Here is a 23682-nt window from a genome sequence, read left to right on the forward strand (position 1 = left end):
TTAAAATAGTACATCCCATGGGATGCTACAATATACCTGTTAGCTGGCGGATCTCAGTCCATCCGGATCGTCACGAACCTGAGTTCGCCGGTCTTCGATGCCAGCATCAGCAGCGCATTCTTGCGCCCTTGTTCCTTCAAGGCGCCGATCCGGTCCATGACATCCTTGGGGGTGGCAACCGATTCCTGTGCGATCTCGGTGATCACCTCGCCGGGCTGGATGCCGCGTTCGGCGGCTGCCGAGTCCTTGGTGACGTCGGTGATGACGACGCCCGAAACATCGGCGGCAATGCTGAACTTCTTGCGTGTCTCGTCGTTCAGTTCGCCGACCGTCATGCCGAGCACCGAAGCAGTGGAAACGGCCGGAGCCTTGTCGCCCTTGTCCTGGTCGGTGTTGCTGCCCTCCTCGCTGCTGGCGAGCTTCTCGCCATCCTCGAGCCGGCCGAGCGTCACTTTCACGGTCTGCTCGACACCCTTGCGCACGATGAGCACATCGACCGCCTTGCCAACCGGGCTTTCGGCGACGACGCGCGGCAGATCGCGCATCTCATGGATGTCCTTGCCGTCGAACTTGATGACGACGTCGCCCGCCTGGATCGTGCCATTGTCGACCGGGCCGCCCTTGATCACGCCGGCAACCAGCGCGCCCCTGGCGGTCGCCATGCCGAGGCTTTCGGCGATGTCGTCGGTCACCGGCTGGATGCGCACGCCGAGCCAGCCGCGCCGCGTCTCGCCGAACTGGCGCAACTGGTCGACGACGCCGGACGCGAGCTGGGCGGGGATGGAAAAGCCGATGCCGATCGAACCGCCGGAAGGCGAAATGATCGCCGTGTTGATGCCGATGACTTCGCCGGCGCTGTTGAACAGCGGTCCGCCGGAATTGCCGCGGTTGATCGCGGCATCGGTCTGGATGAAGTCATCATAGGGGCCGGAATTGATGTCACGGTTGCGGGCAGAGACGATGCCGACCGTCACCGTGCCGCCGAGGCCGAACGGATTGCCGATCGCCATCACCCAGTCGCCGACGCGCATCTTGGTGGAATCGCCGAACTTCACCGCCGTCAGCTTGTGGCCTTTCGGATCGACCTTGAGCACGGCGACATCGGTCTTGGTGTCGGTGCCGACCAGCGTCGCCTTCAAGGTGACACCATCGGAGAAATTGACCTCGATGTCGTCGGCATCGGCAATGACATGGTTGTTGGTGACGACGATGCCTTGCTCGGCATCGATGACGAAGCCGGAGCCCAGCGACTGCACCTTCTGCGAGCCGTTGTCCTTGTCACCGCCGCGGTTCTTGAAGAAATCGTCGAAGAAATCCTGGAAGGGCGACCCCTCGGGCAATTGCGGCATCGGCACCGCGCCCGGGCCTTCGGTGCCCTTGACCGTCTGCGAGGTCGATATGTTGACCACCGCGCCGAGCAGGCCTTGCGCCAGATCGGCGACCGAAGCGGGTCCATCGGCGGCAAATGTCGGCGTCACGAAGGACGGGACAGCGACTGCGCTGACAAGAAGTGCCGCCGCGCCGGCGATGAATGTCCGCCGAGCCGCGCACAGAATTGTATTGGATGTCATCGAGAAGCCTCCCGGTATCCTTGAAAAGAAAAGCGCTTCGACGAAAACGCCGCGTCACGCCATGTTGGCAAAAAATACGGCACGTTTGCGGCTATGACTATCGGCAGAGGATAAATCATCGCCGCCGTCATGCGCCCCGTACCAGCCAGACGATGCCGACGCCGATCACGATCGCCGCCAGTCCGGCGATCCGCAGCGCGTTCTCGGGCAGCGACAGCACTTCGGTGGCAAGTTTCCTGGCCAGGCCGGGAAAACCGCCATAGACCAGACCCTCTATGACAAGGACCAGGCCCATGGCGGCAAGAAAATCCTGCACCGGCCGCTACTGGCCGGTGCTGGGCTGTGCCGCCGGCGCGGCGGGTGCCGTCGCCGGAGCGTTTGGCGCAGGCGAAGCCGGCTTTGCCGGCCCCTCGCTGCCGTCGGGATTGCGGAAGAAGCGGAAGAACTCCGAGTTCGGCGACAGCACCATCGTCGTTCCGGTGTTGTCCAGCGCTGTGCCATAGGCATTCATCGACCGGTAGAAGTCGAAGAAGGCCGGATCGCGCTGATAGGCTCCCGCGAAGGTGGCGCTGCGCTGGGCCTCGCCCTCACCGCGCAGGATTTCCGACTCTTTTTGTGCTTCGGCGACGATCTCGACCACTTCGCGATCGGCGCGGGCGGTGATGCGCTGTGCCGCTTCATTGCCGCGTGCCCTCAGCCGCGCAGCTTCCGCCAGGCGTTCCGCCTTCATGCGGTCGAAGGTCTGCTGCGAGACTTCGGCCGTGAGATCCGTGCGGCGGATACGGACATCCTCGATCTGCAGGCCGAGCGAGGTGGCGTCGGGCCTGAGCTGGTCGCGGACTTCGCGCATCATCACGGTGCGCTGTTCGGAAAGTGCGGCCTCGAAATCACGCAGACCGTAGACACGGCGCAAGGCAGCGTCGAGACGCGTCCTGAGCCGGGCTTCTGCCAGTTCGATCTGACCCGACACGGTGGAGCGGAAGACCCGCGGATCCGAGATGCGGTAGGCGATGAAGGCGTCGACCTCATAGAACTTGCCGCCTGACACCTGGACGCGGATGTTGTCGAGGTCGAAGCGCAGCACCCGGTTCTCGATCAGTTGCACGGTGTCGGCGTCGAAGAACGAGAACGGCGCCTTGAAGTAGATGCCGGGTTCGCTCTTGACGTCGACGATCTCGCCGAACCTGAGCACCAGCGCCTGCTGACGCGCATTGACCACGAAGACCGACGAATAGAGCAGGAACAGGATAACCGCTGCTGCGACGACGATGATGGGAAGACGGTTGGCCATCACTGGTTACCTCCCGTAACGCCACTGGGCGCAGCGGGCGCCGGCGCTTTCGGTTGCAATGCCGGCAGCGGCAGATAGGGAACGACCCCTTGCCCGTTGCCCTGCTCGACGATGACCTTGCTCGAATCCTTCAGAACCTTCTCCATGGTTTCCAGGTAGAGGCGCTTGCGCGTTACATCGGGCGCCTTGGCATATTCGTCATAGACCGAGATGAAGCGCTGCGCCTCACCCTCGGCTTCCTGCACGACCCGGTTCTTGTAGGCGGCCGCGTCTTCGCGGATCTGTGCGGCCTCGCCGCGCGCCTGCCCGAGCTTCTGGTTGGAGTACTGGTTGGCCTGCTCGACGAACTTGTCCTCGTCCTGCTCGGCGCGCTGCACCTCGTCGAACGCATCGGCCACTTCGCGTGGCGGTGCCGCATCCTCGATCGAGACGGCGTTGACGTTGAGACCGGCCTTGTAGCCGTCCAGCGTCGTCTGGATGATTTCACGCACCGAGGCGGCAATGCCCTGGCGGTCGTCGCGGAAGATGTCCTGCGCCGGCCGGCGACCGACGGCTTCACGCATGGCGCTTTCGGCTACCTGCCGCAGCATACCGTCGGGATCGGACACATCGAACAGATACGCGCTCGGGTCAGAGACCTGATAGGCGACCGAGAACTGGACGTTGACGATGTTCTGGTCGCCGGTAAGCATCAGCCCGGACGTGTTGCCACTTGTCGCGCCGCCGCCGCCGATATCGACGAGCTGCTCGGAAATCTTGGCCGTCTCGACCGTTTCGAGCGGCCACCAATGGAAATGCAGGCCAGGCTGCGACAGTTCGGTCTTCGGCTTGCCGAAGCGCAATTCGACCGCGACCTCGTCGGGCTGCACGGTATAAACCGCCTTGAACGCCCACAGCACCACAAGTGCAGCCGCGATCAGCGCGAAGATAGCCGGGCTCGCGCCGCCGCCACCCGGAAGCGCGCGCCGCAGCCGGTCCTGGCCGCGGCGGATGATGTCTTCGAGATCGGGAGGCGAGCCCTGTGGCCCGCTGGGTCCCTTTGGACCCTGCCCCCAGGGTCCTTGATTGTTGCCGCCGCCACCCCATGGGCCGCCGCCACCGCCGCTTTTGTCGTTCCAGGGCATGAATGTCCTTTCGCTTGGAATTCCCTCAAGCGCCGGTATTACGGCGCAAAATCCAGTATTGTTCTTCTATAGGGACGCAACGAGGCGCTTTCAACGCGATGCGCTGCCGACTTCGTCCGATTTGTCCGGTCGCGACCCTTTGTCTTCCTTCAATGCCCCTTTTTTCATTCAATGTCTCTCTCGACGCCGCTCGTAGACCGAATAACGCGTCGGGTGGCTGTCCTTTTCCCCGGCTGGGACGTCGTGCGAGCTGACAATGTGCCAGGAATCAGGATCGATCGGCGGGAAATGCGCGTCGCCGTCGACCGCTGCCAGCACATGGGTGACATGCAGGCGATCGGCCAGCAGCATGGCCTGGGCATAGATTTCGCCGCCGCCGATGACGCACACCTCGTCCACATCGGCCATGCGGCGCCCGCGCTCCGTCGCCAGTTGGATCGCGGCCTCGAGCGAATGTGCCGCCTCGACGCCCTCGGCGCGCCAGGTCTTGTCGCGGGTGACGACGATGTTCAACCTGCCCGGCAGCGGCCGGCCGATGCCCTCATAGGTCTTGCGGCCCATGATGATGGGCTTGCCCATCGTATCGGCTCTGAAGCGCTTGAGATCGGTGGAGAGCCGCCACGGGAGCCCGCCGTCCCGCCCGATCACGCCGTTCTCGGCGATGGCAACGTAGATTGCGACGTGCATCAATTGCCGTCCGTTGGCTCGAGGATCAGGATGTCGATGTCGCGCTCGGGGTAGAAATCATCCGCCGTCATCTCGAATGTCGTCGGTCCGGTCTTTTTGACATTGTCGCCGCAGAACGAGACCAGGGCTTTCGGATTGCCCTTGTCGATCGTCAGCTTGAACTTGCCGATCGTGCCGGTGGCCCAGTTGCCGCCGGTGGTCAGGATATAGGCGATGCGGTTCTCGAAATATTTGGGGTAGCCGTCAGGGTCGTCTTTGGCAGCCTTGCGCACCGCATTTTCGAATGTGCCATCCATGCAATAGCGGGCCTTGTAGGCCGCATACTGTCCCTGGAATTTGCCGTCGTAGAAGAAGCTGACTGAAGACGTGCCGCCGACGCTCGGCTTATAGTGGTGGGAAACATGGACGTCCTTGTTGGCCGGAAAGGTCGAGCGCCACCAGTAGGTCGAACGCAGTTGCCAGAACGGCGTGTAGACCTTGGTCGTCTCGGTGCCGTCGCTGCCGGTGTCCTCGATGATGATGCCGCGGTTGACCCAGTCATCGACAACCGCTTGCGGCAGCTTAGCCAGCGCCGCCTTCGCCGCATCGCCGAATGGATAGAATGGCACGTTTTGCGCCTTCAACTCGGCGCTGATGTCGATGCCGAGCGCAAACACCTTCTGCTCCAGCTGCGGCTTGACGGCAACGCCGTCGATCGTCACCTCGAAGCCGAGGAAATTGTCGCTCTGGTTTTCAGGGATCGCCGGGATTTCTTCGGGATTGCCCGATATTTCGGGCATCGGAAAGGCGACAATGGCCTCGACATCCCTGTCGGTGTTGTTATGGAAGACATAGTCGACCGTGACCTTTTCCGGCGAGATGAAGAGGTCCTCGCTTTGCATCGACACGGCGTCGCTGCGCGACAGGATCAGGCCACCGGTGCCAAGTTCGGCAACCGAATCGTTGGCGTAGGCGGGCGCGGGCGACAGGGCCAGCACGGCGGTCAGAATATATCGCAACATGGAAACCACCTCGGCCAGAATGCTTGCAGGACCCTAGCGGTTTCAATGTGCCGTTCAAAGCCCTTCCGTATCCGCGGACACGCGCCAGCGCGGTCTGGACTAACAGGTTCCGATCGGGCAGGAGTTCGCCCATGCGCAAGCTTCTCGTCATCGGCATCGGCGCCGGCAATCCCGACCACATGACCGTTCAGGCCATATCAGGCTTGAACCAGGCGGATGTGCTGTTCATTCCCGACAAGGGTGCGAAAAAAAATGAGCTGGCCGAACTGCGCCGCCGGATATGCGACCGCTTCGTCACCAATCCGAAGTCGCGCCGCGTCGAATTCGACGTGCCGCTGCGCGACATGCCGGTAGAAGATGGGCCGGAGCCCTCCTACCGCGCGACCGTCGATGACTGGCACGAAGCCATCGCCGCCATTTACGAAGGCCTGATCCGCGACGAGATTGCCGGCGACGGCTGCGGCGCCTTCCTGATCTGGGGCGATCCTTCGCTCTACGACAGCGCGTTGCGCATCCTCGAGCGCGTGCGCCAGCGAGGCAATGTGGCGTTCGAGCTTGAGGTGATCCCCGGCATCACCGCTGTCCAGGCGCTTGCCGCCAGCCACAAGATGGCGCTGAACCGCATCGGCGATTCCGTCCTCATCACCACAGGCCGCCGCCTGACCGAGGAAGGCATGCCGGACAATGCCGGCAGCGCGGTCGTCCTGCTGGACGGCAAATGCGCCTTCAACACGCTTGTCGACAAGGATGTCGTCATCCACTGGGGCGCCTATCTCGGAACGGAAGACGAGATCACTCTCTCCGGCAGGATCGGTGACATCGGCGCAAAGATCGAAAAGGTTCGAGAGGAAGCCCGTCGGCGGAAGGGCTGGATCATGGACAGCTATTTGCTGCGCAAGCCCGATTAGGAAGGCAATAGGGGAGTAAGGCAGTAGGTGAATGACGTTTTGTGTTGGAAGACAGCACGCGAATGCCTCCCTACTGCCCTACTGCCCTACTGCCCTACTGCCCTACTGCCCTACTGCCCTACTCCCCTCACCCAGCATCAATCTCCGCCTGCAATGCCTCCATATGCGCCGCCGCCGCAGCAGAAGCCGCGCGCTCGATGGCGCGGAAGCGGCTGACCACTGCCAGGCCGACCGCCGTCAACTGTGCGCCGCCGCCCTTGCGGCCGCCGGTCTGTGCCGCCACCAGCGGCTTGCCGAATACCCGGTTCATGTCCTCGACCAGGTCCCAGGCGTGCTTATAGGACATCTCCATGCCGCGCGCGGCGGCCGAGATGGAGCCGAAGGCGGCGATCTGTTCCAGGAGTTCGATCTTGCCCGGCCCGACGCGCCCGTCGGGATCGAGATTTATCCGCAAGCTCAGCGACGGCATCTTTGCTCTCCGCGGTCACAACCCAACCCCATACTAGAAGCTCCCCGGCGAAACCGCTATTCCAAAAAGACATAGCGGGATCATCCATCCGCCTCGGCGGGCAGGCCGGCGCCGGTGTTCGCCCGATCGAAGCTCACCGTCTTGATCACCGCGAAAACCTTGCCGCCAAGATGAAGCTTCAGCGCCTGCCGCGACTGTTCGGTGATGCGGGCAAGCACGGTTGCGCCATTGCAGTCGATACCGACCTCGACCGCGGGCCCTTCGCCCGGGCTCATCGCGGTAATGGTCCCCGGCAGGATGTTGAGCGCGCTGAGGCCCGTCGGCTTTTCGGTGGCGATCATCACATCGCGGGCGCGAATACGGATGCGCACCGGCGTACCTGCCTTCATCGCCAGCTGTGGCACCCGGAGCTCGCCCGCGGCCGAGCCGAGCACGGTCATGCCGAAAGTCTCGTCGTGATGCAGCACCCTGGTGTCCAGCACGGCGCCCCCCTCGCCGCGCTCCTCCGCCGGCAACAGGTCGAGCCTTTGCATCACCGCCTCGGTCGGCCCGCTGGCAACGACATTGCCCTGCGCCAGCATCACCACATCGCTGGCCAGCCTCGCCACTTCGGCGACCGAATGACTGACATAGACGATCGGGATTTTCGTCTCGTCGCGCAGCCTTTCGACATAGGGCAGGATTTCGGCCTTGCGCGCTTCGTCGAGCGAGGCCAGCGGTTCGTCCATGAGCAGCAGTCTGGGGCTGGCAAGCAATGCCCGGCCGATCGCCACGCGCTGTTTCTCGCCGCCAGAGAGCTTTGCCGGCCGCCTGTTCATGAGCGGCCCGATGCCGAGCAGGTCGACGACGGCATCGATATCGGCGTAGCGCTCCGCCGGCGGCGTGAACCAGCGGCCGTAGCGAAGATTGCCGGCAACGCTCAAATGCGGAAACAGCCGTGCGTCCTGGAACACCATGCCGATGCGGCGCTTGTGCTTCGGCACGAAAATGCCGGCATCGGTATCGACCAGCACACGGCCGTCGACCTCGATGCGTCCCCTGTCGGGCCGGATCAGCCCGGCAATCATGTCGATCAGCGTCGTCTTGCCCGAACCAGACGCTCCGAACAGCGCCGTCAGCCGCCCGGCGCTTTCGAAGCGGGCGTCGATGGCGAAACCACCCAGCCGATGACTGATGTCGACGAGAACGCTCATTCGATGTCCAGTCGCCGGCCGACACGCCGCGCCAGCACCTCCGAAGCCACAAGTGCTGCCATGGAGATGACGATGGAGATCAGCGTCAGGCGGAGCGCCCCTTCATCGCCACCCGGCACCTGCGTGAAGGTGTAGATCGCCGACGGCAATGTCTGCGTCTCATTGGGAATGTTGGAGACGAAGGTGATGGTGGCGCCGAACTCGCCCATCGCTTTGGCGAAGGCCAGGATGGCGCCGGCGATCAGCCCGGGCAGGATCAGGGGCAGCGTGATGGTGGCGAACACCCACAGCGGATTGGCGCCGAGCGTTCCCGCCGCCGCTTCCATCTTGCGGTCCACCGCCTCGATGGACAGCCGGATCGCCCGCACCATCAGGGGAAACCCCATGACGCCGCAGGCCAGCGCCGCACCTGTCCAGCGGAAGGAGAAGACAATGCCGAAATGCTCGGCCAGGAAGGCGCCGGCCGGGCCGCGCCGGCCGAAGGTCAGCAGCAGCAGGTAGCCGGTCACCACGGGCGGCAGGATCAGCGGGAGATGCACCAGCCCGTTGAGAACGGTCTTGCCCCAGAATTGTCCCCGGGCAAGCAGCAGCGCGATCAAGATGCCCGGCGGCAGGCTGGCAAGCATCGCCACCATTGCCACCTTGATGGACAGCCGGACCGCATTCCATTCGTCGGGAGTGAGGTCCAGCAGCCAGTTCATTGTGCCCCTTGGAACTCAGTTGCTCGGCGCGAGCACGGTAAATCCCTGATCCTTGAACAGCGCGGCCGCCTTGGCCGACTGCAGGCATTTCAGGAAAGCCCGCGTATCCTTGTCCTTCGAATCGGCGGTCTGGGCAACCGGATAGATGATCGGCGGATGCGAATCCTCCGGGAAGGTGCCGACCACCTTGACGCCCTTTTCGGCATGCGCGTCGGTGGCATAGACAATGCCCAGGGCGGCTTCGCCCGTCGAAACCAGCTTCAGCGCCGCGCGCACGTTTTCGGCCTGCGCCACCTTGCCCTCGACCGAGGACCAGACGCCGAGCGTTTCAAGTGCGGCCTTGCCGTATTTGCCGGCCGGCACCGCCTTGAAATCGCCCATGGCGAGCTTGCCGTCGCCGATCAGCTTGGCGAGGTCGAAGCCCTTCTCGATCCTGGTTTCGACCGCCGAGTCCTTCGGCGCCACCAGCACGATCTCATTGCCGAGCAGCTTCACTTCGGTGTCCGGCTTGGTCAGCTTCTTGTCGGAGAGATATTTCATCCAGTCGAGGTCGGCCGAGATGAAGACGTCGGCAGGCGCCCCGCCCTCGATCTGCTTGGCCAGCGCCGAGCTCGCGGCATAAGAGACGGTCGCCGCCTCGCCGACATCGGCCTCGCAGGCCTTGTTCACGGCGTCGAGCGCATCCTTGAGGCTGGCCGCGGCAAACACCACCACCTTGTCTTCCGCATGTGCTGCCGGCACCGCCGCCATCAACATCGCCGCAACCCCCCCAATGGTGATCGCCCTCGATCCAAAGCCTATGCGCGTCATGGAAAACTCTCCCTGATTGAATTCCGGTCGGCCCGAAGCCTCCCAACCGATATATCCGCATGAATATAACAAGGGAAGGTCTGGCGCCTCCTGAAAGCGTCTGTACGACACCGATTGTTCGGTAGGACCGGCAAAGAAACCTTGGAAGGGAGCCACCACCTCGCATGTCATGATCGGCGTTGGCGGTGGCCATCGTCACGGCCTCGATCACCAATGAGGCCGTCGCCGATCTCAAGCTCGAAAAGGGCAAGCAGGCCTATGCCGTGGTCAAGGCCTCGGACGTGATGGTCGGCATCGACTGAAATTTGCGGCCTTAAACCGCGATCGGCGCCTTGATCGACGCGTCGGCGACGTAGTTTTCCAGCTGGAAGTCTTCGAAGCGGAAGGCGAACAAGTCCTTCACCTCCGGATTGATCCACATCGTCGGCAGCACCTTCGGCGTGCGCCGCAACTGTTCGCGCGCCTGCTCGAAATGGTTCGAGTAGAGATGCGCATCGCCAAGCGTGTGGACGAAATCGCCGGGTTTCAGCCCGGTGACCTGCGCCACCATCAGCGTCAGCAAGGCGTAGGAAGCGATGTTGAACGGCACGCCGAGAAAGATATCGGCCGAACGCTGGTAGAGCTGACAGGAAAGCCGGCCTTCCGAAACATAGAATTGGAACAGGCAGTGGCAGGGCGGCAGCGCCATCGCTTCCACTTCGGCCGGATTCCACGCCGAAACGATCAGCCGCCGCGATTGAGGATTTTTGCGTATCTCCTTGAGAAGATTCGCGATCTGGTCGATCGAGCCGCCATGGCCATCCGGCCAGGAGCGCCATTGCCTGCCGTAGACCGGGCCGAGATCGCCATTCTCGTCGGCCCATTCGTCCCAGATCGAAACGCCGTTATCGGTGAGGTATTTGATGTTGGTGTCGCCGGCCAGGAACCACAGAAGCTCATGGATGATCGACTTGAGATGCAGCTTCTTGGTCGTGGTGACGGGAAAGCCGCGCGCCAGGTCGAAACGCATCTGGTAGCCGAAGACGGAGCGCGTTCCGGTGCCGGTGCGGTCGCCGCGATCGGCGCCGTTGTCCAACACATGCTGCAAGAGGTCGAGATACTGGCGCATCGGTTCCGGCTCGATTCGAGAGTGCAGGCATTATAGCTGCCGGACAGGCGGCCGAACACAGCAAAATGGCAAAAAGCTTTGCTCTCCACCACGCTTTCCGGCCGTTTGCGCCGCCCCTCATTGCCCTGCCGGGCATTTCTCCCCGTATAGTGACGGGGAGAAAGGTGCTGGCCGCAACGCAGGCACCCTCTTTGCAACGTTGGTGATTGGCGAAGTCGGTGACGACAGCGCCCCTCTCCCCGTCACTATACGGGGAGAGGATGCCGGCAGGCAGGTGAGGGGCAGCGCTGACGCCAGGTGAACTGCCGATTCAAGCCTGAAGCGGTTGCTCGCAGCACCGATCTTCACAACCTGAGTTATGACGGATCAGAGGGAGCCGAGCTTGCCCAGGTCTTTGGCGACGAGGTAGTAGAAAGTCACACGGCTCTTGGTGTTGTCGGCAGCCATTGCCTTGCAAGTCTTCTCGATGGATGCATCGGCCTTCGCTGCATCGCTGATGCCGAGCTTCTTAGCGACCCAGTTGTCCCTGACACGCCCGAGTTCCTTCGGGTCGGTGCAGGACACCAGCGAGGAATCGCGGTTCCTGAGCGCGATGCCCAGGTGCTTGACGATCTTTTCAACCGCATCGGCACTGGCGCCGGCATCGTATTTCTTCACGTCTGCAAGATAGTCGGCCATCGAAATTCCCCTCGTCGGCGCCACGGATCCGATCGATGAGGGCTGTGGCGCGCTGCTGCAACATGTGCGCTAGGTCGGTAACTCCTCACCGGGGCAAAGCTTCGGTTGAGACCGCGCCCAAGTCAACCCTTTGGACTTGCGGTTTTGTCAGAGGGACAAAGTGCCATTGCGGCCTTCCATTTCTTGCGATGGCCCCCTATATTCAATCTGTCGGCTTGACCGACTATGGCGATAAATGGGCGATGAAATAAGCCGTTCGGACCCGGGGGCGGTACCCGGCGCCTCCACCAAAAGCCGCTGCTGATGACAGAGCGGTTTTTGCTGGGGGCGAAATAGGATCGACGAAGGTGTAAAGATCGTACTTTTGCCCGGCATGGTACCACCGTCATCGGGCTAAACCTGTAGTTGCAAATGACAACTATGCGGAAGCACGTCTCGCCGCGTAAGCGGTGCGATAGCTTCAAATCAAGCCCTAGAGGTTCGCACTTCTAGGCGGGGTTCGGAGGTACCTGGCAACAGAAACCTCCACTTCTCCCCTCCTCCTTAACATGCGTTACGCACAACGGCAGCTCCCGCCGGCCAACTTCGCACCCCCTCGGGCCGCGAAGCCGCCCTGCCGCGTGCCACCTCTCCACGGACAAAACATGCAAAACGATTCCGATCGATTCTTCGTGCTGACCGGGGGCCCCAGCTCCGGCAAGACCACCTTGATTGAAGCCCTGCGCCGGGCAGGCTTTGCCACCTCGATCGAAGCCGGCCGCGGCATCATCCGCCACCAGTCCGATATAGGCGGACCCGCTTTGCCCTGGCATGATCGCGCCCTGTTCGCCGAGTTGATGCTGTCATGGGAGATGCGCTCGTATCAAATCGCGCAAGAACAGACCGGGCGTCCTGTTTTCTTCGATCGGGGCGTTCCGGACACGCTCGGCTATCTCGGGCTGAGCGGCCTGCCGGTACCCGAACACGCCAACGCTGCCGCCGGGCGCTTCCGCTACCATCAGCGCGTCTTCGTCGCCCCGCTATGGCCGGAGATCTTCGCGCAGGATGAAGAGCGCAAGCAGACGCTCGACGAGGCCGAGCGTACCCACCATGCGCTGGTCGGCATCTACACGGAACTGGGCTATGAGATGATTCCGTTGCCGCTGGCACCCGTCGAGGCGCGGCTGCGCTTCGTGCTGGCCGAGACAGGATTGGCGTGAAAAAGGCCGGGATGAACCCCGGCCTTTTTCATTTGTTTTGGTTGCTTATTCCGCCGGCGCCTCGACGGCCTCGCGCGAGCGGCCGAGCGTGACCTTGGCCAGCGTGAAGGAAATCACCGCACAGAGCGTGATGCCGGCCACCATCGGCAGCGGCGTGCCGTCGAAGAACACGCCGGCAACACCCATGGCGAGTGCGCCGATGGCGAAATGCAGCGTGCCCATCAGCGCCGACGCCGTGCCGGCGATCTCGCCATGCTCTTCCATGGCCAGCACCGAGGTGGTCGGGATGACCAGGCCGAGGAAGCCGTAGCCGACGAACAGCAGGGCCGCCATCACGTCGAGCCGGTCGACGCCCGTCGCCATGATCGCCAACAGCACCACCATCGTCGAGGCATAGCCGGCCACCGCGACACGCACCACGCGGCGCAGCCCAAAACGCTCGGCCAGCAGCCCGGTCAGCTGCGACATGCCGATGAAAGCCACCGCATTGATCGAGAAGAACACGCTGTAGACCGAAGGCGACAGCCCGTAATGGTCGATCAGAATGAAGGACGAGCTCGACAGATAGACGAAGAAGCTCGCAATGCCGAAGCCGGCGATCGCCACCAGGCCAAGGAAATTGCGGTCGCCCATCAGGAAGCGATAGCCGGCAAGCGCGGTTCCGAAGGAGGAACCGACGCGTTCTTCAGCCGGCCGCGTCTCCTTGAGCGAGGTTGCGAGCAGCACCGTGGCAAGGGCGGCCGCGCCCGTCACCGTCCAGAACACGGCGCGCCAGCCGAAACTCTCGATGATCACGCTGCCGGTCAGCGGCGCCAGGATAGGCGACACCGAGAACACCAGCATCAGCAAGGACATCAGCTTGGCGGCCTCATTGCCGGTGTGCAGGTCGCGCACAATGGCGCGCGGAACGGCCATGCCGGCGCTGGCGCCAAGCCCTTGCAGGAAACGGAAAGCGATCAGCCATTCGATGGTCGGCGCCATTGCCGAACCGATGCCGCCAACCATGAACAGCGCAAGGCCGCCATAAAGCGGCAGCTTGCGGCCGACCATGTCGGAGATCGGCCCGACGACGATCTGGCCAAAACCCATCGACAGGAAGAAGATCAACAGGCTCATCTGCACGGCAGCGGTGCTGGCATGCAGATCCGCGCCGATCGACGGCAACGCGGGTAGATACATGTCGATGGCGAACGGGCCGATGGCGGACAACAAGCCGAGCACGACCGCGATGCGGAGGAATTTGGGACTCATGATAAAGGCTTCTTTCAAATCTGGTTGCCGCCGCCAGGCGACGTCTAACCTAGGACGTTCCATCCCGTGAGATTCCGACACCTCAAGAGCGAATCCTATTCGTCTCTCTCACGCGAAATCTCTTTATCTTGTGTCCACAAATTTAGACACTCTTGTCTAAATCGTCAATCACCTCTATATAGTTTTTTATGAAGCTGCACGTTTCTCCTGACATTTTCCCGCCACGCGGCCATGAGGCCAAGCGCCTCTCGATCGTCGACTCCGCCGCCACCGTGTTTTGCCGCGAAGGTTTCGCCGGCGCCAACATCGATCTGATCGCGGCCGAAGCCGGCGTTTCGCGTCAGACGATCTACAACCATCATGGCGACAAGGAGAGACTGTTCGTCGCTGTGGTCCGCGACCTCACCGAACGCTGCAATGCCGGCATCTTCGCCACCATTGCCACCTTCCCCGACCAGCCGGGGGATCTCGAAGCCGACCTGATCGGCTTTGCCGTGCGCCTGAACCAGAACTGCATCTGCAACCGCGACGGGAAATTCCTGCGCAAGCTGATCCAGACCGAAGGCGAGCGCTATCCCGAACTGTTTGCCGAATGGCGCGAACAGGGTCCGGGCAGGACATGGCCGGCAATCGCCGCCCGCTTCGCCCGCCTCGCCTATGGCGGCTATCTCACGATCGAGGACCCGGACGTGGCGGCACGCCAGTTCCTTGGCCTCGTCAATGCCGAACTGCAGACCACCTTCATGCTTGGCGGCTCGCCGCGCGAGGACGAGGTGCTGCAGTCCGCGACCAATGGCGTGCGCACCTTCCTGCGCGCCTTCGGCAAGCGCCGGTCCGCGGCATCGTCCGAAAAGCAAAGCGCGCTCACCAGCGCCTGAGCGATCAAATCGCTGGCAATAGTCTTCGCTTCCGCGCGAGGGTGATCTATATGCGGTTTACGCCGCCCTCAAGCTTGATTACAGCTATGCGGACGATTCAACGGAACCCGACCGCCACATGGCCGACGACCACATCCGCTACGACATTCTGGCCCAGGAGGCGTTGCGCGGCGTCATGCGCAAGGTCCTGGCCGAAGTCGCGCGCACCGGCCTCCCCGGCAACCACCACTTCTTCATCACCTTCCTGACCGGCGCGCCGGGCGTACGCGTGTCTTCGCGGCTGCGCGAGCGCTATCCCGAGCAGATGACCATCGTCATCCAGTTCCAGTATTGGGACCTGAAGGTGACCGATACCGGCTTCGAGGTTGGCCTGTCCTTCTCCGATGTTCCGGAAAAACTCGAAATCCCGTTCTCGGCCGTGCGCGGCTTCTATGATCCCTCGGTCAATTTCGAGCTCGAATTCGACGTCAAGACGGATGGCGCGGCAGCCGAGGAACCGGCTGCGCCAACTCCGGAGCCGCTGACCATCGTCTCCGAGAAAAAGCCGAAGGCCGAGAAGAAGGCCGCCGCCGAGGCGGAGAAGAAGCCCGCGGCCGCGGACGCCGCCACCAAGGGCGCCGAAGTGGTCTCGCTCGACGCCTTCCGCAAGAAATAGGCCGGCGACTTACGCCGTGGCCGAAATCGTCAATCTCCGCCAGGCCCGCAAGCAAAAGGCGCGGGACGAAAAGCTGCGCGCCGCCGAACAGAATCGCGCGCTGCACGGCCGCTCCAAGGCCGAAAAAGAACGCGACCGCATCGCTGCCGACAAGAGCGAAAAATTCGTTGCCGGGCATCGTCGTGAAAAGCCCGGCGACCCTGACCACCTATGAGCCCGGTCGAAAAGCGTTCGGTGACCATTCGCGGCCACCGCACCAGCTACTCGCTCGAAAAACCCTTCTATGACGACCTCGTCGCGATCGCGGCGACCAGAAAGCTGACGCTTGCCGCGCTTGTCGCCGAAGTCGACGAGACAAGGCCCCGCGACACCAACCTGTCCTCTGCGTTGAGGCTCCATGTCCTGGAGTGGGCGAAGCGCGGAACGGATTTCTAGAGGCCCTCGACCGCCGCTTCCTTCTTCCTGCGTCTGGTGCCGAAGCCAAGCAAGGTCGAACGTTCGCGCTCCTCGGCCTGTTTCCTGGACCGCACGCGCATCAAATCCTTCCAGCCGACATAGCCGACCAGCAAGGAGCCTTCGCGAGTGACGACGGGCAGATGAGAGATGTTGGCCGTCAGCAGCTTGTCGGAGAGGCCTTCGAGATATTCGTCCGGATAGGCCAGCGTCACCTTGCTGCCGGCCAGCAGTTCGCCAAGCGTGGTGGTGCGGTGCGTGCCGGCGCGTCTCCAGCGCAATATCGCCGGCGGATCGATGAGGCCCAGCACATGGCCGTGCTCATCGACCACCGGGAAACTCGGATGCCGTGTTTCCGGCGCTGTCAGGAATGCCGCAGCGCCATGCAGCGTCATCGTCGCCGGCACGCTTTCGACCTGTGGGGTCATCACCTCGCGCACCCTGGTCAGGGCGAAAGGGTCGACTCGGTATTCGCGAACCAGATGATGTCCCCTTCTGGCGATCTTTTCGGTCAGGATCGACCGCTTCATCAGAAGCACGGTGACGGCGTGCGCCGCGGCGCAGGCAGCAATCAGCGGCACCAGCATATGTGTGTTGCCGGTCAGTTCGACGGCGAAGAACGTGGCGGTCAGCGGCGCACGCATCGTGCCGCCCATCGTGGCGGCCATCGCCAGCAGCGCCCAGAAACCGGGATCCGCGGCAGGCAGAACGCCGGCGAGCACAGCGCCCATAGCCCCACCCACGATCAACAGCGGCGCCAGCACACCTCCCGACGTTCCCGAGCCGAGCGCTACCGACCAGATGATCGCCTTGACCACCAGCAGCAGAAGGGCCGCTGTCGCGACGGTGCGGCCATCCAGCATGTCGGTGATGTTGTCATAGCCGACGCCGAGCGCGTGCGGCTCGATCAGCCCACCGATGCCGACCACCAGGCCGCCAAGCATCGGCCACCACATCCAGTGGATCGGCAGTTTCTGAAAACCGTCCTCGCAGGCATAGACCATCTGCGTCAGCAGCCCCGACAAAAGTCCTGCACAAACGCCGATCGCCACCCAGCCGGCAAGGCCGGCAAAGGACACCTCCATGCCGCCCTGAAACGGAAAGATCGGTCCAGGCAGATGCAGCATGGTGCGCTCGACCTCGGCGATAACAGCCGCGACCGCCACCGGGATGAAGCTGCGCGGGGTCCATTCGAAAAGCAGCAGTTCGACCGCAAGCATGATGGCGGCGATCGGTGTTCCGAACACCGTGGTCATGCCTGCTGCCGCACCAGCCACCAACAGCGTCTTGCGCTCGTTGTCGCTGACCGGCAGCATCTGCGCGATCAGCGAGCCGATCGCGCCGCCTGTCATGATGATCGGGCCTTCGGCGCCGAACGGTCCGCCGGAGCCGATCGAGATCGCCGACGACAGCGGCTTCAGGATCGCCACCTTGGCGTCGAGTTTTGAGCGCCCGAGCAGGATCGCCTCGATGGCCTCGGGAATGCCATGGCCGCGGATCTTCTCGCTGCCGAAGCGCGCCATCAGGCCGATGATCAGCGCACCGATCACCGGGACGATGACGGCGGTAAGCCCAAGCGGTGTGTCCTCAAGCTTCAGGTCGGCAAGCGAGAACTGGCCGAAATAGGCGATGTTGGTGGCCAGCCGGATCAGCTTCAAAAGCGCGATGCCGGCAACCAGTCCGGCTGTCGCCACCACCACGGCAATGGCCGCGACGAGCAGCACCCTGGCGTCCGTGGTGAAATCACGCAGATGCTCCGGGTTCGAGTGAGGGGTCTTCATGGCGGGCTTTGCTTCCTGGCGGCGGGCCGAATGTGGATATGCGGCACGGTCGAAGCGGCCAGCCGGACTTGTCGGTGGCTATCTATCGTAACACGATATAAATATTCAAGTCGGTTTCGCCCGAAATCCGTTTGAGCTTTCGCCGGAAAACGAACACATGTCTGATATGTCGCAGCCACAAAAACCACGCCCCGCCATCAGCCAGGCCGATTACCAGCGGCTGTCGGAGTTTCGCTATCTGATCCGCCGCTTCCTCGAATTCAGCCAGGTCCAGGCGGAAGACGCCGGCCTGACCCCGCGCCAGCATCAGGCGCTGCTGGCGATCAAGGGTTTCCCCGGCGGTGGCCCGGTGACGGTTGGCGATCTCGCGGAACGCCTGCGCATCCGCCACCACAGCGCCGTCGAACTGGTCAACCGCCTCGGCGAAGGGGGGCTGGTCACAAGGGATCAGGACAAGGACGACCACCGCCGCGTGCTGCTGCAACTGACCGAGCGCGCCGACGATTGCCTGGCCGAACTGTCGGCGGTGCATCTCGACGAACTGTCGCGTATCGAACCGATGCTGCGGCGTCTGCTCGATCGCGAGTGAGGCGCTCCGGCGTCTTGGGGGCAACACGAATTATTTTTCGGCGCCCGAATCCTTTCGCCCAACGACAACGTCTCAAGGATGAGCACTCCCACAGGCGCAGGGCAACCAAGAGGAACAACTGCGATGAAACGCCACCTGATACGCTACAAGACGAAACCGGAACGGGCCGATGAGAATGAGCGGCTGGTTAAGGCCGTGTTCCAGGAGCTGCGGGAAAAATCGCCGGACGGCGTTCGCTACATGACATGGCGGTCCGACGACGGGACCTTTGTCCATCTGGTCGAGACGGAAACCGAAGCCCATGCCGACATCATCACCGGGCTGGCGGCATTCGAGGCCTTTCAGAACGGCATCAGGGATCGCTTGATCGAGCGTCCGCAGCGCGAGGAAATGACCGTGGTGGGCCACTACCGGATGCTGGACCAATAACGGCGAACAGAGGAGCATGACTATCCCCGGCGAGATCCGCGAACCTTTTGCCCGCCTGTTCGGAGAAATGCGTCCAAAACTGCATCGCTATTGCGCCCGCATGACCGGCTCGGCCATCGACGGCGAGGACGTGCTGCAGGAAGCCCTGGCCAAGGCGTTCGAGGCGCTGCCGGATGCCGGCCCGATCGCCAATCCGGAGGGCTGGCTGTTCCGCATAGCCCACAATGCGGCGCTCGATTTTCTGCGCCGGCGAGCCCGCGAAAGGGCTTTTTCCGATGAGGACCCGGACATGATCGTCGACCCAGCCAATCCCACCGCCGATCGTCAAGCCGCGGCGGCCAGCCTGCACACCTTCATGCGCCTTCCCGTCGCGCAGCGAAGCAGCGTGATCATGATGGACGTTCTAGGCTATTCGCTGCAGGAGATCAGCGACATGCTCGACACCAGCATCCCTGCCATCAAGGCGGCGCTGCATCGCGGTCGCGGCCGGCTCCGCCATCTTGCTGACGAACCGGACGACCGTCCTGTTCCGAAACTGAGTGCCGCGGAGCGCCTGCTGCTCAACGCTTATATCGACCGCTTCAACGCACGCGATTTCGATGCGGTGCGCGACATGCTGGCCGAAGAAGTACGACTGGAACTGGTTGCCCGGACACAGCTGAACGGCCGCAAGGAAGTGGGTACCTATTTCGGCAACTATTCCCGGGTGCAGGACTGGCGCTTCGTGCCCGGCTTCGCCGAAGACAGGCCGGCAATCCTCGTTCGCGATCCCAATGATCCGAAGGCGCCCCCTGCCTATTTCATCCTGCTGGCGTGGCAGGATGGCAAACTCTTGACCATCCGGGATTTCCGCCATGCCCGCTATGCGGCAGAGAGCGCGCAACTGCTCGTCCTCTGAATCTGCGGATCGCCGATCAGGAAGGCGTTTGGCCTACTGCAGTGACTTCAGCAGATTGTCGATCGTGAACGGATTGGACTTCGGCTTGGCCGGCGGCGGATTGTCGTTGGCTTCCGGCAGCGGCGCACGCTCCACTTTCGGAGGCTGCTGCGCGGCCTTGCGTTCGGCCTCAAGCCTTGCCTTTTCCTGCGCCGCGATGCGCACCGCCTCTTCCGCCTTCTGCCGCTCCTGCTTGTCGACCTGCGCCTTGGCCGCCTCGTCGGCGGCTTGCTGTTCGGCAGCGGCCTTGGCGTCGGCGTCCGCCTTGGCTTTGGCATCGGCGTCCGCCTTTGCTTTCGCCTCCGCGTCGGCCTGAGCCTTGGCATCGGCATCGGCTTTCGCCTGGGCATCCGCTTCGGCCTTGGCCTTGGCGTCAGCCTCGGCTTTCAGCCGTGCTGCTTCCTCCTGCTTGCGCAATTCCTCGGCGGCCTTATCCCGTTCGGTCTTCAACGCCGCGTAGTAGCGCACCTCGCGCCGAAGCCGCTGCTTTTCGAGCAGCGCGGCCTGCATCGCCTCGACGCGCTGCTGCTCTTTCTCCAGCGCGCGCTGGGTCAGGAACTGCGCCAGCGGCTCACTGTCGAATGCTCGTTTGACCGCGCCGAACGGCCCCTCGGCGGTGAAATTCACGACCGGCTCGGAGCCGACCAGTGCCTCGTCGCCAGGCCGATAGGTGATCGCACCCTTGGCCGACACCGTGGCCGCGTTGAGATCCGCCGTGACGTCGGCGGACAAGGTCGCCGCCGGATTTTCCAGGCTGACCGGTGGCGCCCGCAGCGTGCCGCCGGCAACCGTGAAAGCTATGTCGGCATCGCCAGCGGCAAAGCTGCCGTCAGCGGCGATGTCGGGCGCAAAGCCGGCGGTCTTGGCCGTATCGATATCGCGCCCGATCGCATCCGCCTTGGCGAGGAATGCACTGAACGCATCTGGATTGACGCCAGCAACTTTCACGCCCTTCAACGCCGCCGTGCCGGAGCCGGACAAGGCGGCCACCATCCCTTCGACCGATTTGCCGCTGCTTGACAGCGCCGTCGAGAAATCGCCGATGCCGCTGATGCCGGCATCCGGCAGCACGGTCGCCAGATCGGCGCCCGCCAGTTTCATCTGGCCAGAGAACAGGCCGGTGCCGTCATTGTTCTTCAGTTCGAACAGGCCGGTGAGCGCCCCGCCCAGCAATTTCGCCTTCAAATCCGAAACTCGGATGCCTTCCTGGTCGAGCCTGAGCGAAAAGGCGGCATCATAGGCGGTGGCGAACCGACCGGCGGCGAGCGCTGCCGTCGTCAGGTCTAGGTCGGCGGTGAACGGCAGGTTGGATTTCTGGCTGAACGGTGTCGCCGGCCACACGCCACCCTTGTTGGTTTCTTCCTTGTCGGCAAGAAAGGCGGAATCGCCGAACAGCGCCACCGCCATCGGATCGAGGTCGAGTTCGTCGAGCATCAGCGCCCCGGCCAGATGCGGCACGCCGGCCTTGCCGTCGACCCCCTCCTTTACATCGATATTGACGTCACCGGACACCGCCGCTTCGTTGATGGCGCCGTTGAGTTCGTCCAGCACCAGCAGGCCATTGCCATAGTCGCCCTGTGCCGAAAACGACGTCGACATGCCCGCCCCCATGCCCGGCAGGCCGATACCTGTCGTCATCAGCCATGGCTCGATGTCGGCGGCATCGAGGCTGAGCTTGCCCTTGGCGGCGAAGCCTTGCGGCGTATCGGCGATCGTCCCCTCGAAACCCGCCTTGAAGTCGTTGCCGGCAAGGCTGAAATTCGTCGTCAGGCCGCCACCAAGCGTTCCCTTGGCCTGAATGTCGGTGCTTGCCTCGCCCAGCATGCCGAGCGGCAGTGCCGGCAGGCCGTAGAGGGCCAGCAGCGTGGTGGCATCAGGGTTTTTGGCATTGAAGGTAAGCGCCACCGGCGCTTCGAGAAGCTTGTCCACCGCCCCCTTTCCCGACAGCGATGCGGAAAAGGCCGAGCCGCCGGCCTTGCCTTGTCCGCTCACCGCCAGGCCCGTGGTGCCGTCGCCATTGTCGGCCGCACTCGCCACGAGGTCGACACGCGCATCCTGGAACAGCTCGGGATAGGCTGCGGCACGGCTCGCCAGTCCCTTGAGCACGGCGCTGTCGGGATAATGCCGGGCGGCGACGTCGATCAGCGGCTTCAGATCGACGGCAACCACCGATGCATCGAGCTTGCCGGTCGGGCTCGCCGGGAAATCCTTGATCCTGCCGGTGGCGCTGATCGAGGCGCCGGCCAGCCCGCCCACCGACAGCCGGTCGATTTCGAGCAGTCCGTCGCGCAGCCTGAGCGCCGTGTCGACGGTATCCGCGGTCAACCCGCCAGCGTTGACCGGCCCTGCCTTGATCTGGAAATCGAGGTCGCGGTCGGCAAAGCGATTGGCGCCCTTGTCGCTGACGAAGATCGAGGCGAAGGCCGCCAGCCCGTCGACATCGAGGTCGCCCCCTTCGAGACGCATCAGCACTGAGGGCTTGGCATCGTCGGGCTGGCTGGAATCGATGCGGCCGGAAAACTTCGCCTTGCCCAGGATCAATTCGAGATCGCTGAAGGCCTGGCGCTTCTGCGAGAGGTCGACCTTGGCCTTGAAGCCGGCGGCAGGGAGACGGCGGATCGCCTCGTCGACATCCTTCGACAGCCAGGCGGCAAAGCCGGAGGGTTGCGCCACGGCCAGCAGCAGCGAACCGTTGAAGCCGAAATGACCCTCCAAATTGAGCACGAGCATGCCATCGGCTTCCAGCTTGGTGCGGCCGGGCAAGGTCGCGGCAAGCGATTTCACCGACCAGCCGCCATCGACCGGCTCGGCGGAAAGATGCACGTCGCGCACCGTGGTGTCGCCGACCACCACCGCCGGCAGCTTGACCTCGACAGTGCCGGGAATGGTCGGCCTCGGCATGTCGAGCAGCGCCTGCTCAAACGCCGCGATGCGCTGATCCAGCGTCAGACCGGCGCCGGCTTCGGCGCCCACCGCCTCGTCGAACTGCACCTGCGCGCCATTGGCCTCGATGGCGAAACTCGGCTTCAGCCCGAGATCGACAGAAGCCTTGCCGTCGGCGGTGTAGGGGTTGTCGAGCGGCCCGGTCTCGAAGCGGAATTCGTCGACGCCGAGTTTCTGGTGGTCGAGCGAAAATTTGCCGTTCAGCCGAAAGCCCGGATCGGGCTTGCCGGCGGAAACCCTCACCGTCTCGCCATCGGTGCCGCGCAGCTCGGCGCTGTTCTTGTCGGCACCGGAGATCTTGAACTGGCCGGAATAGGCGGCAGCGCCATTGACGATGCCGGCATTGCCGTCGGTTTCGATGACCAGCGGATAGGCGTCCGGATCGGCCTTCAGCCGAAGCCGCATCTGCCCGTTGCCTTCGGCCTTGCCGGTGGAGGCAGTGACCGTGGTGCGAAGACCGTCGAGCCGCAGCGTGCCGTCCATGCGCCATGGCCCGGCCAGAGACTTGGCCGAGATGGTCGAATTGATCTCGGAAAACAGGTGGCTGCGCCCGCCGGCGGCATGGCGCAGTTCGATCTGCCCTTCCGTCACCGTCAGCTTCTCGATCGAGATCTGATTGAGGTCGAAGGGAGAGGACGGCCGCATCGCCCAGTCGACGGTGCCGTCATTGGCGATATCGATGGTCGCTTTCGGCCGCACCAGCCGCATATCGAAGATCAGCACTTCGCCGCGCAGGAAGGGCGCCAGTTCCGCATCCATCGAAAACGTCTCGACGGTCATGGCCGGCTGGCCATTGGGGCCGCCGGCGACCGCGACGTTCGAGAAGGTCACCGAGGGAAACGGCAACAGCCTTGCCGTGGCGTCGCCCTGCACGGTCACCTTGCGGCCGAGGATGGCGCTGGCCTCGCGCTCGAATTGGGCGCGGTAGCCGGTCCAGTCGATAAAATACGGCACCACCAGCGCCGCACACAGCACCAGCACAAAAAGGCCACCGAAGATCACGAACAGGCGAGCGAGCATCAGCTC

At 63.4% G+C, this 23682-nt stretch carries 24 protein-coding genes, 1 other RNA gene and 1 pseudogene; 11 read left to right on the plus strand and 15 right to left on the minus strand.

Annotated features, from left to right (window positions below; genetic code table 11):
- Positions 1–53: 53 nt before the first annotated feature.
- The 6 genes from AC0L3E_RS13560 to AC0L3E_RS13585 form a co-directional block, all read right to left on the minus strand.
- Positions 54–1571: a DegQ family serine endoprotease gene (locus AC0L3E_RS13560; RefSeq protein ID WP_127271780.1), complete on the minus strand. Its 1518-nt coding sequence runs from the start codon at positions 1569–1571 to the stop codon at positions 54–56.
- Between the two features lie 127 nt (positions 1572–1698).
- Positions 1699–1887, minus strand: coding sequence for a DUF2065 domain-containing protein (locus AC0L3E_RS13565; RefSeq protein ID WP_023813072.1), 189 nt, complete (start codon positions 1885–1887; stop codon positions 1699–1701).
- Between the two features lie 6 nt (positions 1888–1893).
- The gene (gene hflC / locus AC0L3E_RS13570) at positions 1894–2862 is read right to left on the minus strand and encodes a protease modulator HflC (RefSeq protein ID WP_127271782.1); all 969 of its coding nucleotides are present in this window, start codon (positions 2860–2862) and stop codon (positions 1894–1896) included.
- Entirely contained in the window at positions 2862–3986 is a 1125-nt protein-coding gene (gene hflK, locus AC0L3E_RS13575) for an FtsH protease activity modulator HflK (RefSeq protein WP_023813074.1), read from the minus strand. Before hflK ends, hflC begins: the two co-directional genes overlap by 1 nt.
- A gap of 168 nt (positions 3987–4154) precedes the next feature.
- Positions 4155–4673: a dihydrofolate reductase gene (locus tag AC0L3E_RS13580; RefSeq protein ID WP_127271784.1), complete on the minus strand. Its 519-nt coding sequence runs from the start codon at positions 4671–4673 to the stop codon at positions 4155–4157.
- The gene (locus tag AC0L3E_RS13585; RefSeq protein ID WP_473604951.1) at positions 4673–5674 is read right to left on the minus strand and encodes a DUF4424 domain-containing protein; all 1002 of its coding nucleotides are present in this window, start codon (positions 5672–5674) and stop codon (positions 4673–4675) included. The genes AC0L3E_RS13580 and AC0L3E_RS13585 overlap by 1 nt, the downstream gene beginning before the upstream one ends.
- Before the next feature lie 131 nt (positions 5675–5805).
- On the opposite strand from AC0L3E_RS13585, the gene cobF reads away from it, so the two are divergent.
- Complete coding sequence (gene cobF / locus AC0L3E_RS13590; protein ID WP_473604952.1) at positions 5806–6582, plus strand: precorrin-6A synthase (deacetylating); 777 nt, start codon at positions 5806–5808, stop codon at positions 6580–6582.
- Between the two features lie 127 nt (positions 6583–6709).
- Here the strand turns inward: cobF and AC0L3E_RS13595 are convergent, their stop codons facing one another.
- The 4 genes from AC0L3E_RS13595 to modA form a co-directional block, all read right to left on the minus strand.
- Positions 6710–7051 carry a winged helix-turn-helix domain-containing protein gene (locus tag AC0L3E_RS13595; protein WP_127271788.1) on the minus strand — a complete coding sequence of 114 codons (342 nt, stop codon included), beginning with the start codon at positions 7049–7051 and terminating at the stop codon, positions 6710–6712.
- A gap of 80 nt (positions 7052–7131) precedes the next feature.
- On the minus strand, positions 7132–8244 hold the full coding sequence (modC, locus tag AC0L3E_RS13600) for a molybdenum ABC transporter ATP-binding protein (protein ID WP_127322543.1): 1113 nt from the start codon (positions 8242–8244) through the stop codon (positions 7132–7134).
- A complete protein-coding gene (gene modB / locus AC0L3E_RS13605) occupies positions 8241–8945 on the minus strand; it encodes a molybdate ABC transporter permease subunit (protein WP_127328916.1) in 705 nt (234 codons plus the stop codon). Before modB ends, modC begins: the two co-directional genes overlap by 4 nt.
- A 15-nt stretch (positions 8946–8960) precedes the next feature.
- A complete protein-coding gene (modA, locus tag AC0L3E_RS13610; protein ID WP_473604953.1) occupies positions 8961–9755 on the minus strand; it encodes a molybdate ABC transporter substrate-binding protein in 795 nt (264 codons plus the stop codon).
- A 100-nt stretch (positions 9756–9855) separates the two neighbouring features.
- On the opposite strand from modA, the pseudogene AC0L3E_RS13615 reads away from it, so the two are divergent.
- Positions 9856–10057: pseudogene (locus AC0L3E_RS13615) on the plus strand (TOBE domain-containing protein).
- An 11-nt stretch (positions 10058–10068) separates the two neighbouring features.
- Here the strand turns inward: AC0L3E_RS13615 and AC0L3E_RS13620 are convergent.
- Positions 10069–10863: a thymidylate synthase gene (locus tag AC0L3E_RS13620; RefSeq protein ID WP_473604954.1), complete on the minus strand. Its 795-nt coding sequence runs from the start codon at positions 10861–10863 to the stop codon at positions 10069–10071.
- Positions 10864–11229: 366 nt separating this feature from the next.
- On the minus strand, positions 11230–11541 hold the full coding sequence (locus AC0L3E_RS13625) for a DUF2853 family protein (protein ID WP_023813086.1): 312 nt from the start codon (positions 11539–11541) through the stop codon (positions 11230–11232).
- Positions 11542–11711: 170 nt separating this feature from the next.
- Here AC0L3E_RS13625 and ssrA point away from each other — a divergent pair.
- Positions 11712–12071, plus strand: a transfer-messenger RNA (tmRNA) gene (gene ssrA / locus AC0L3E_RS13630).
- Between the two features lie 114 nt (positions 12072–12185).
- The gene (locus tag AC0L3E_RS13635; protein ID WP_473604955.1) at positions 12186–12740 is read left to right on the plus strand and encodes an AAA family ATPase; all 555 of its coding nucleotides are present in this window, start codon (positions 12186–12188) and stop codon (positions 12738–12740) included.
- 45 nt (positions 12741–12785) lie between these two features.
- Here the strand turns inward: AC0L3E_RS13635 and AC0L3E_RS13640 are convergent, their stop codons facing one another.
- Complete coding sequence (locus tag AC0L3E_RS13640) at positions 12786–13991, minus strand: multidrug effflux MFS transporter (protein ID WP_473604956.1); 1206 nt, start codon at positions 13989–13991, stop codon at positions 12786–12788.
- 188 nt (positions 13992–14179) lie between these two features.
- Between AC0L3E_RS13640 and AC0L3E_RS13645 the strand changes: the two genes are divergently transcribed.
- From AC0L3E_RS13645 to AC0L3E_RS13660, 4 genes are all read left to right on the plus strand, one after another.
- Positions 14180–14869, plus strand: a complete 690-nt coding sequence (locus tag AC0L3E_RS13645; protein ID WP_127328909.1) for a TetR/AcrR family transcriptional regulator — start codon at positions 14180–14182, stop codon at positions 14867–14869.
- Between the two features lie 118 nt (positions 14870–14987).
- Positions 14988–15524, plus strand: a complete 537-nt coding sequence (locus AC0L3E_RS13650; protein WP_027160604.1) for an SspB family protein — start codon at positions 14988–14990, stop codon at positions 15522–15524.
- A 16-nt stretch (positions 15525–15540) separates the two neighbouring features.
- Complete coding sequence (locus AC0L3E_RS13655; RefSeq protein WP_127271798.1) at positions 15541–15738, plus strand: DUF4169 family protein; 198 nt, start codon at positions 15541–15543, stop codon at positions 15736–15738.
- Positions 15735–15959: a ribbon-helix-helix domain-containing protein gene (locus AC0L3E_RS13660; RefSeq protein ID WP_127328907.1), complete on the plus strand. Its 225-nt coding sequence runs from the start codon at positions 15735–15737 to the stop codon at positions 15957–15959. Before AC0L3E_RS13655 ends, AC0L3E_RS13660 begins: the two co-directional genes overlap by 4 nt.
- On the opposite strand, the gene AC0L3E_RS13665 is transcribed toward AC0L3E_RS13660, so the two are convergent.
- Entirely contained in the window at positions 15956–17758 is a 1803-nt protein-coding gene (locus AC0L3E_RS13665; protein ID WP_473604957.1) for a chloride channel protein, read from the minus strand. The genes AC0L3E_RS13660 and AC0L3E_RS13665 overlap by 4 nt on opposite strands.
- A gap of 157 nt (positions 17759–17915) precedes the next feature.
- Here AC0L3E_RS13665 and AC0L3E_RS13670 point away from each other — a divergent pair, with 157 nt between their 5' ends.
- The 3 genes from AC0L3E_RS13670 to AC0L3E_RS13680 all read left to right on the plus strand — a co-directional run bounded on the left by AC0L3E_RS13670 (position 17916) and on the right by AC0L3E_RS13680 (position 19674).
- Positions 17916–18347: a MarR family winged helix-turn-helix transcriptional regulator gene (locus tag AC0L3E_RS13670; RefSeq protein WP_473604958.1), complete on the plus strand. Its 432-nt coding sequence runs from the start codon at positions 17916–17918 to the stop codon at positions 18345–18347.
- Positions 18348–18470: 123 nt separating this feature from the next.
- Positions 18471–18776 (plus strand): hypothetical protein, encoded by a 306-nt coding sequence (locus AC0L3E_RS13675; protein ID WP_292337803.1) that lies wholly within the window; start codon positions 18471–18473, stop codon positions 18774–18776.
- 16 nt (positions 18777–18792) lie between these two features.
- Positions 18793–19674 carry a sigma-70 family RNA polymerase sigma factor gene (locus AC0L3E_RS13680; RefSeq protein ID WP_473604959.1) on the plus strand — a complete coding sequence of 294 codons (882 nt, stop codon included), beginning with the start codon at positions 18793–18795 and terminating at the stop codon, positions 19672–19674.
- Positions 19675–19707: 33 nt separating this feature from the next.
- Here the strand turns inward: AC0L3E_RS13680 and AC0L3E_RS13685 are convergent, their stop codons facing one another.
- Positions 19708–23676 carry an AsmA family protein gene (locus tag AC0L3E_RS13685; protein WP_473604960.1) on the minus strand — a complete coding sequence of 1323 codons (3969 nt, stop codon included), beginning with the start codon at positions 23674–23676 and terminating at the stop codon, positions 19708–19710.
- Positions 23677–23682: the final 6 nt, after the last annotated feature.

It is taken from the genome of Mesorhizobium sp. WSM4822 (assembly GCF_055811155.1).

Coding starts and splice junctions, on each gene's coding strand:
- AC0L3E_RS13560 (WP_127271780.1), bottom strand. CDS start 1,571: ATGACATCCAATACAATTCTGTGCGCGGCTCGGCGGACATTCATCGCC.
- hflC (WP_127271782.1), bottom strand. CDS start 2,862: ATGGCCAACCGTCTTCCCATCATCGTCGTCGCAGCAGCGGTTATCCTG.
- hflK (WP_023813074.1), bottom strand. CDS start 3,986: ATGCCCTGGAACGACAAAAGCGGCGGTGGCGGCGGCCCATGGGGTGGC.
- AC0L3E_RS13580 (WP_127271784.1), bottom strand. CDS start 4,673: ATGCACGTCGCAATCTACGTTGCCATCGCCGAGAACGGCGTGATCGGG.
- AC0L3E_RS13585 (WP_473604951.1), bottom strand. CDS start 5,674: ATGTTGCGATATATTCTGACCGCCGTGCTGGCCCTGTCGCCCGCGCCC.
- cobF (WP_473604952.1), top strand. CDS start 5,806: ATGCGCAAGCTTCTCGTCATCGGCATCGGCGCCGGCAATCCCGACCAC.
- AC0L3E_RS13595 (WP_127271788.1), bottom strand. CDS start 7,051: ATGCCGTCGCTGAGCTTGCGGATAAATCTCGATCCCGACGGGCGCGTC.
- modC (WP_127322543.1), bottom strand. CDS start 8,244: ATGAGCGTTCTCGTCGACATCAGTCATCGGCTGGGTGGTTTCGCCATC.
- modB (WP_127328916.1), bottom strand. CDS start 8,945: ATGAACTGGCTGCTGGACCTCACTCCCGACGAATGGAATGCGGTCCGG.
- modA (WP_473604953.1), bottom strand. CDS start 9,755: ATGACGCGCATAGGCTTTGGATCGAGGGCGATCACCATTGGGGGGGTT.
- AC0L3E_RS13620 (WP_473604954.1), bottom strand. CDS start 10,863: ATGCGCCAGTATCTCGACCTCTTGCAGCATGTGTTGGACAACGGCGCC.
- AC0L3E_RS13625 (WP_023813086.1), bottom strand. CDS start 11,541: ATGGCCGACTATCTTGCAGACGTGAAGAAATACGATGCCGGCGCCAGT.
- AC0L3E_RS13635 (WP_473604955.1), top strand. CDS start 12,186: ATGCAAAACGATTCCGATCGATTCTTCGTGCTGACCGGGGGCCCCAGC.
- AC0L3E_RS13640 (WP_473604956.1), bottom strand. CDS start 13,991: ATGAGTCCCAAATTCCTCCGCATCGCGGTCGTGCTCGGCTTGTTGTCC.
- AC0L3E_RS13645 (WP_127328909.1), top strand. CDS start 14,180: ATGAAGCTGCACGTTTCTCCTGACATTTTCCCGCCACGCGGCCATGAG.
- AC0L3E_RS13650 (WP_027160604.1), top strand. CDS start 14,988: ATGGCCGACGACCACATCCGCTACGACATTCTGGCCCAGGAGGCGTTG.
- AC0L3E_RS13660 (WP_127328907.1), top strand. CDS start 15,735: ATGAGCCCGGTCGAAAAGCGTTCGGTGACCATTCGCGGCCACCGCACC.
- AC0L3E_RS13665 (WP_473604957.1), bottom strand. CDS start 17,758: ATGAAGACCCCTCACTCGAACCCGGAGCATCTGCGTGATTTCACCACG.
- AC0L3E_RS13670 (WP_473604958.1), top strand. CDS start 17,916: ATGTCTGATATGTCGCAGCCACAAAAACCACGCCCCGCCATCAGCCAG.
- AC0L3E_RS13675 (WP_292337803.1), top strand. CDS start 18,471: ATGAAACGCCACCTGATACGCTACAAGACGAAACCGGAACGGGCCGAT.
- AC0L3E_RS13680 (WP_473604959.1), top strand. CDS start 18,793: ATGACTATCCCCGGCGAGATCCGCGAACCTTTTGCCCGCCTGTTCGGA.
- AC0L3E_RS13685 (WP_473604960.1), bottom strand. CDS start 23,676: ATGCTCGCTCGCCTGTTCGTGATCTTCGGTGGCCTTTTTGTGCTGGTG.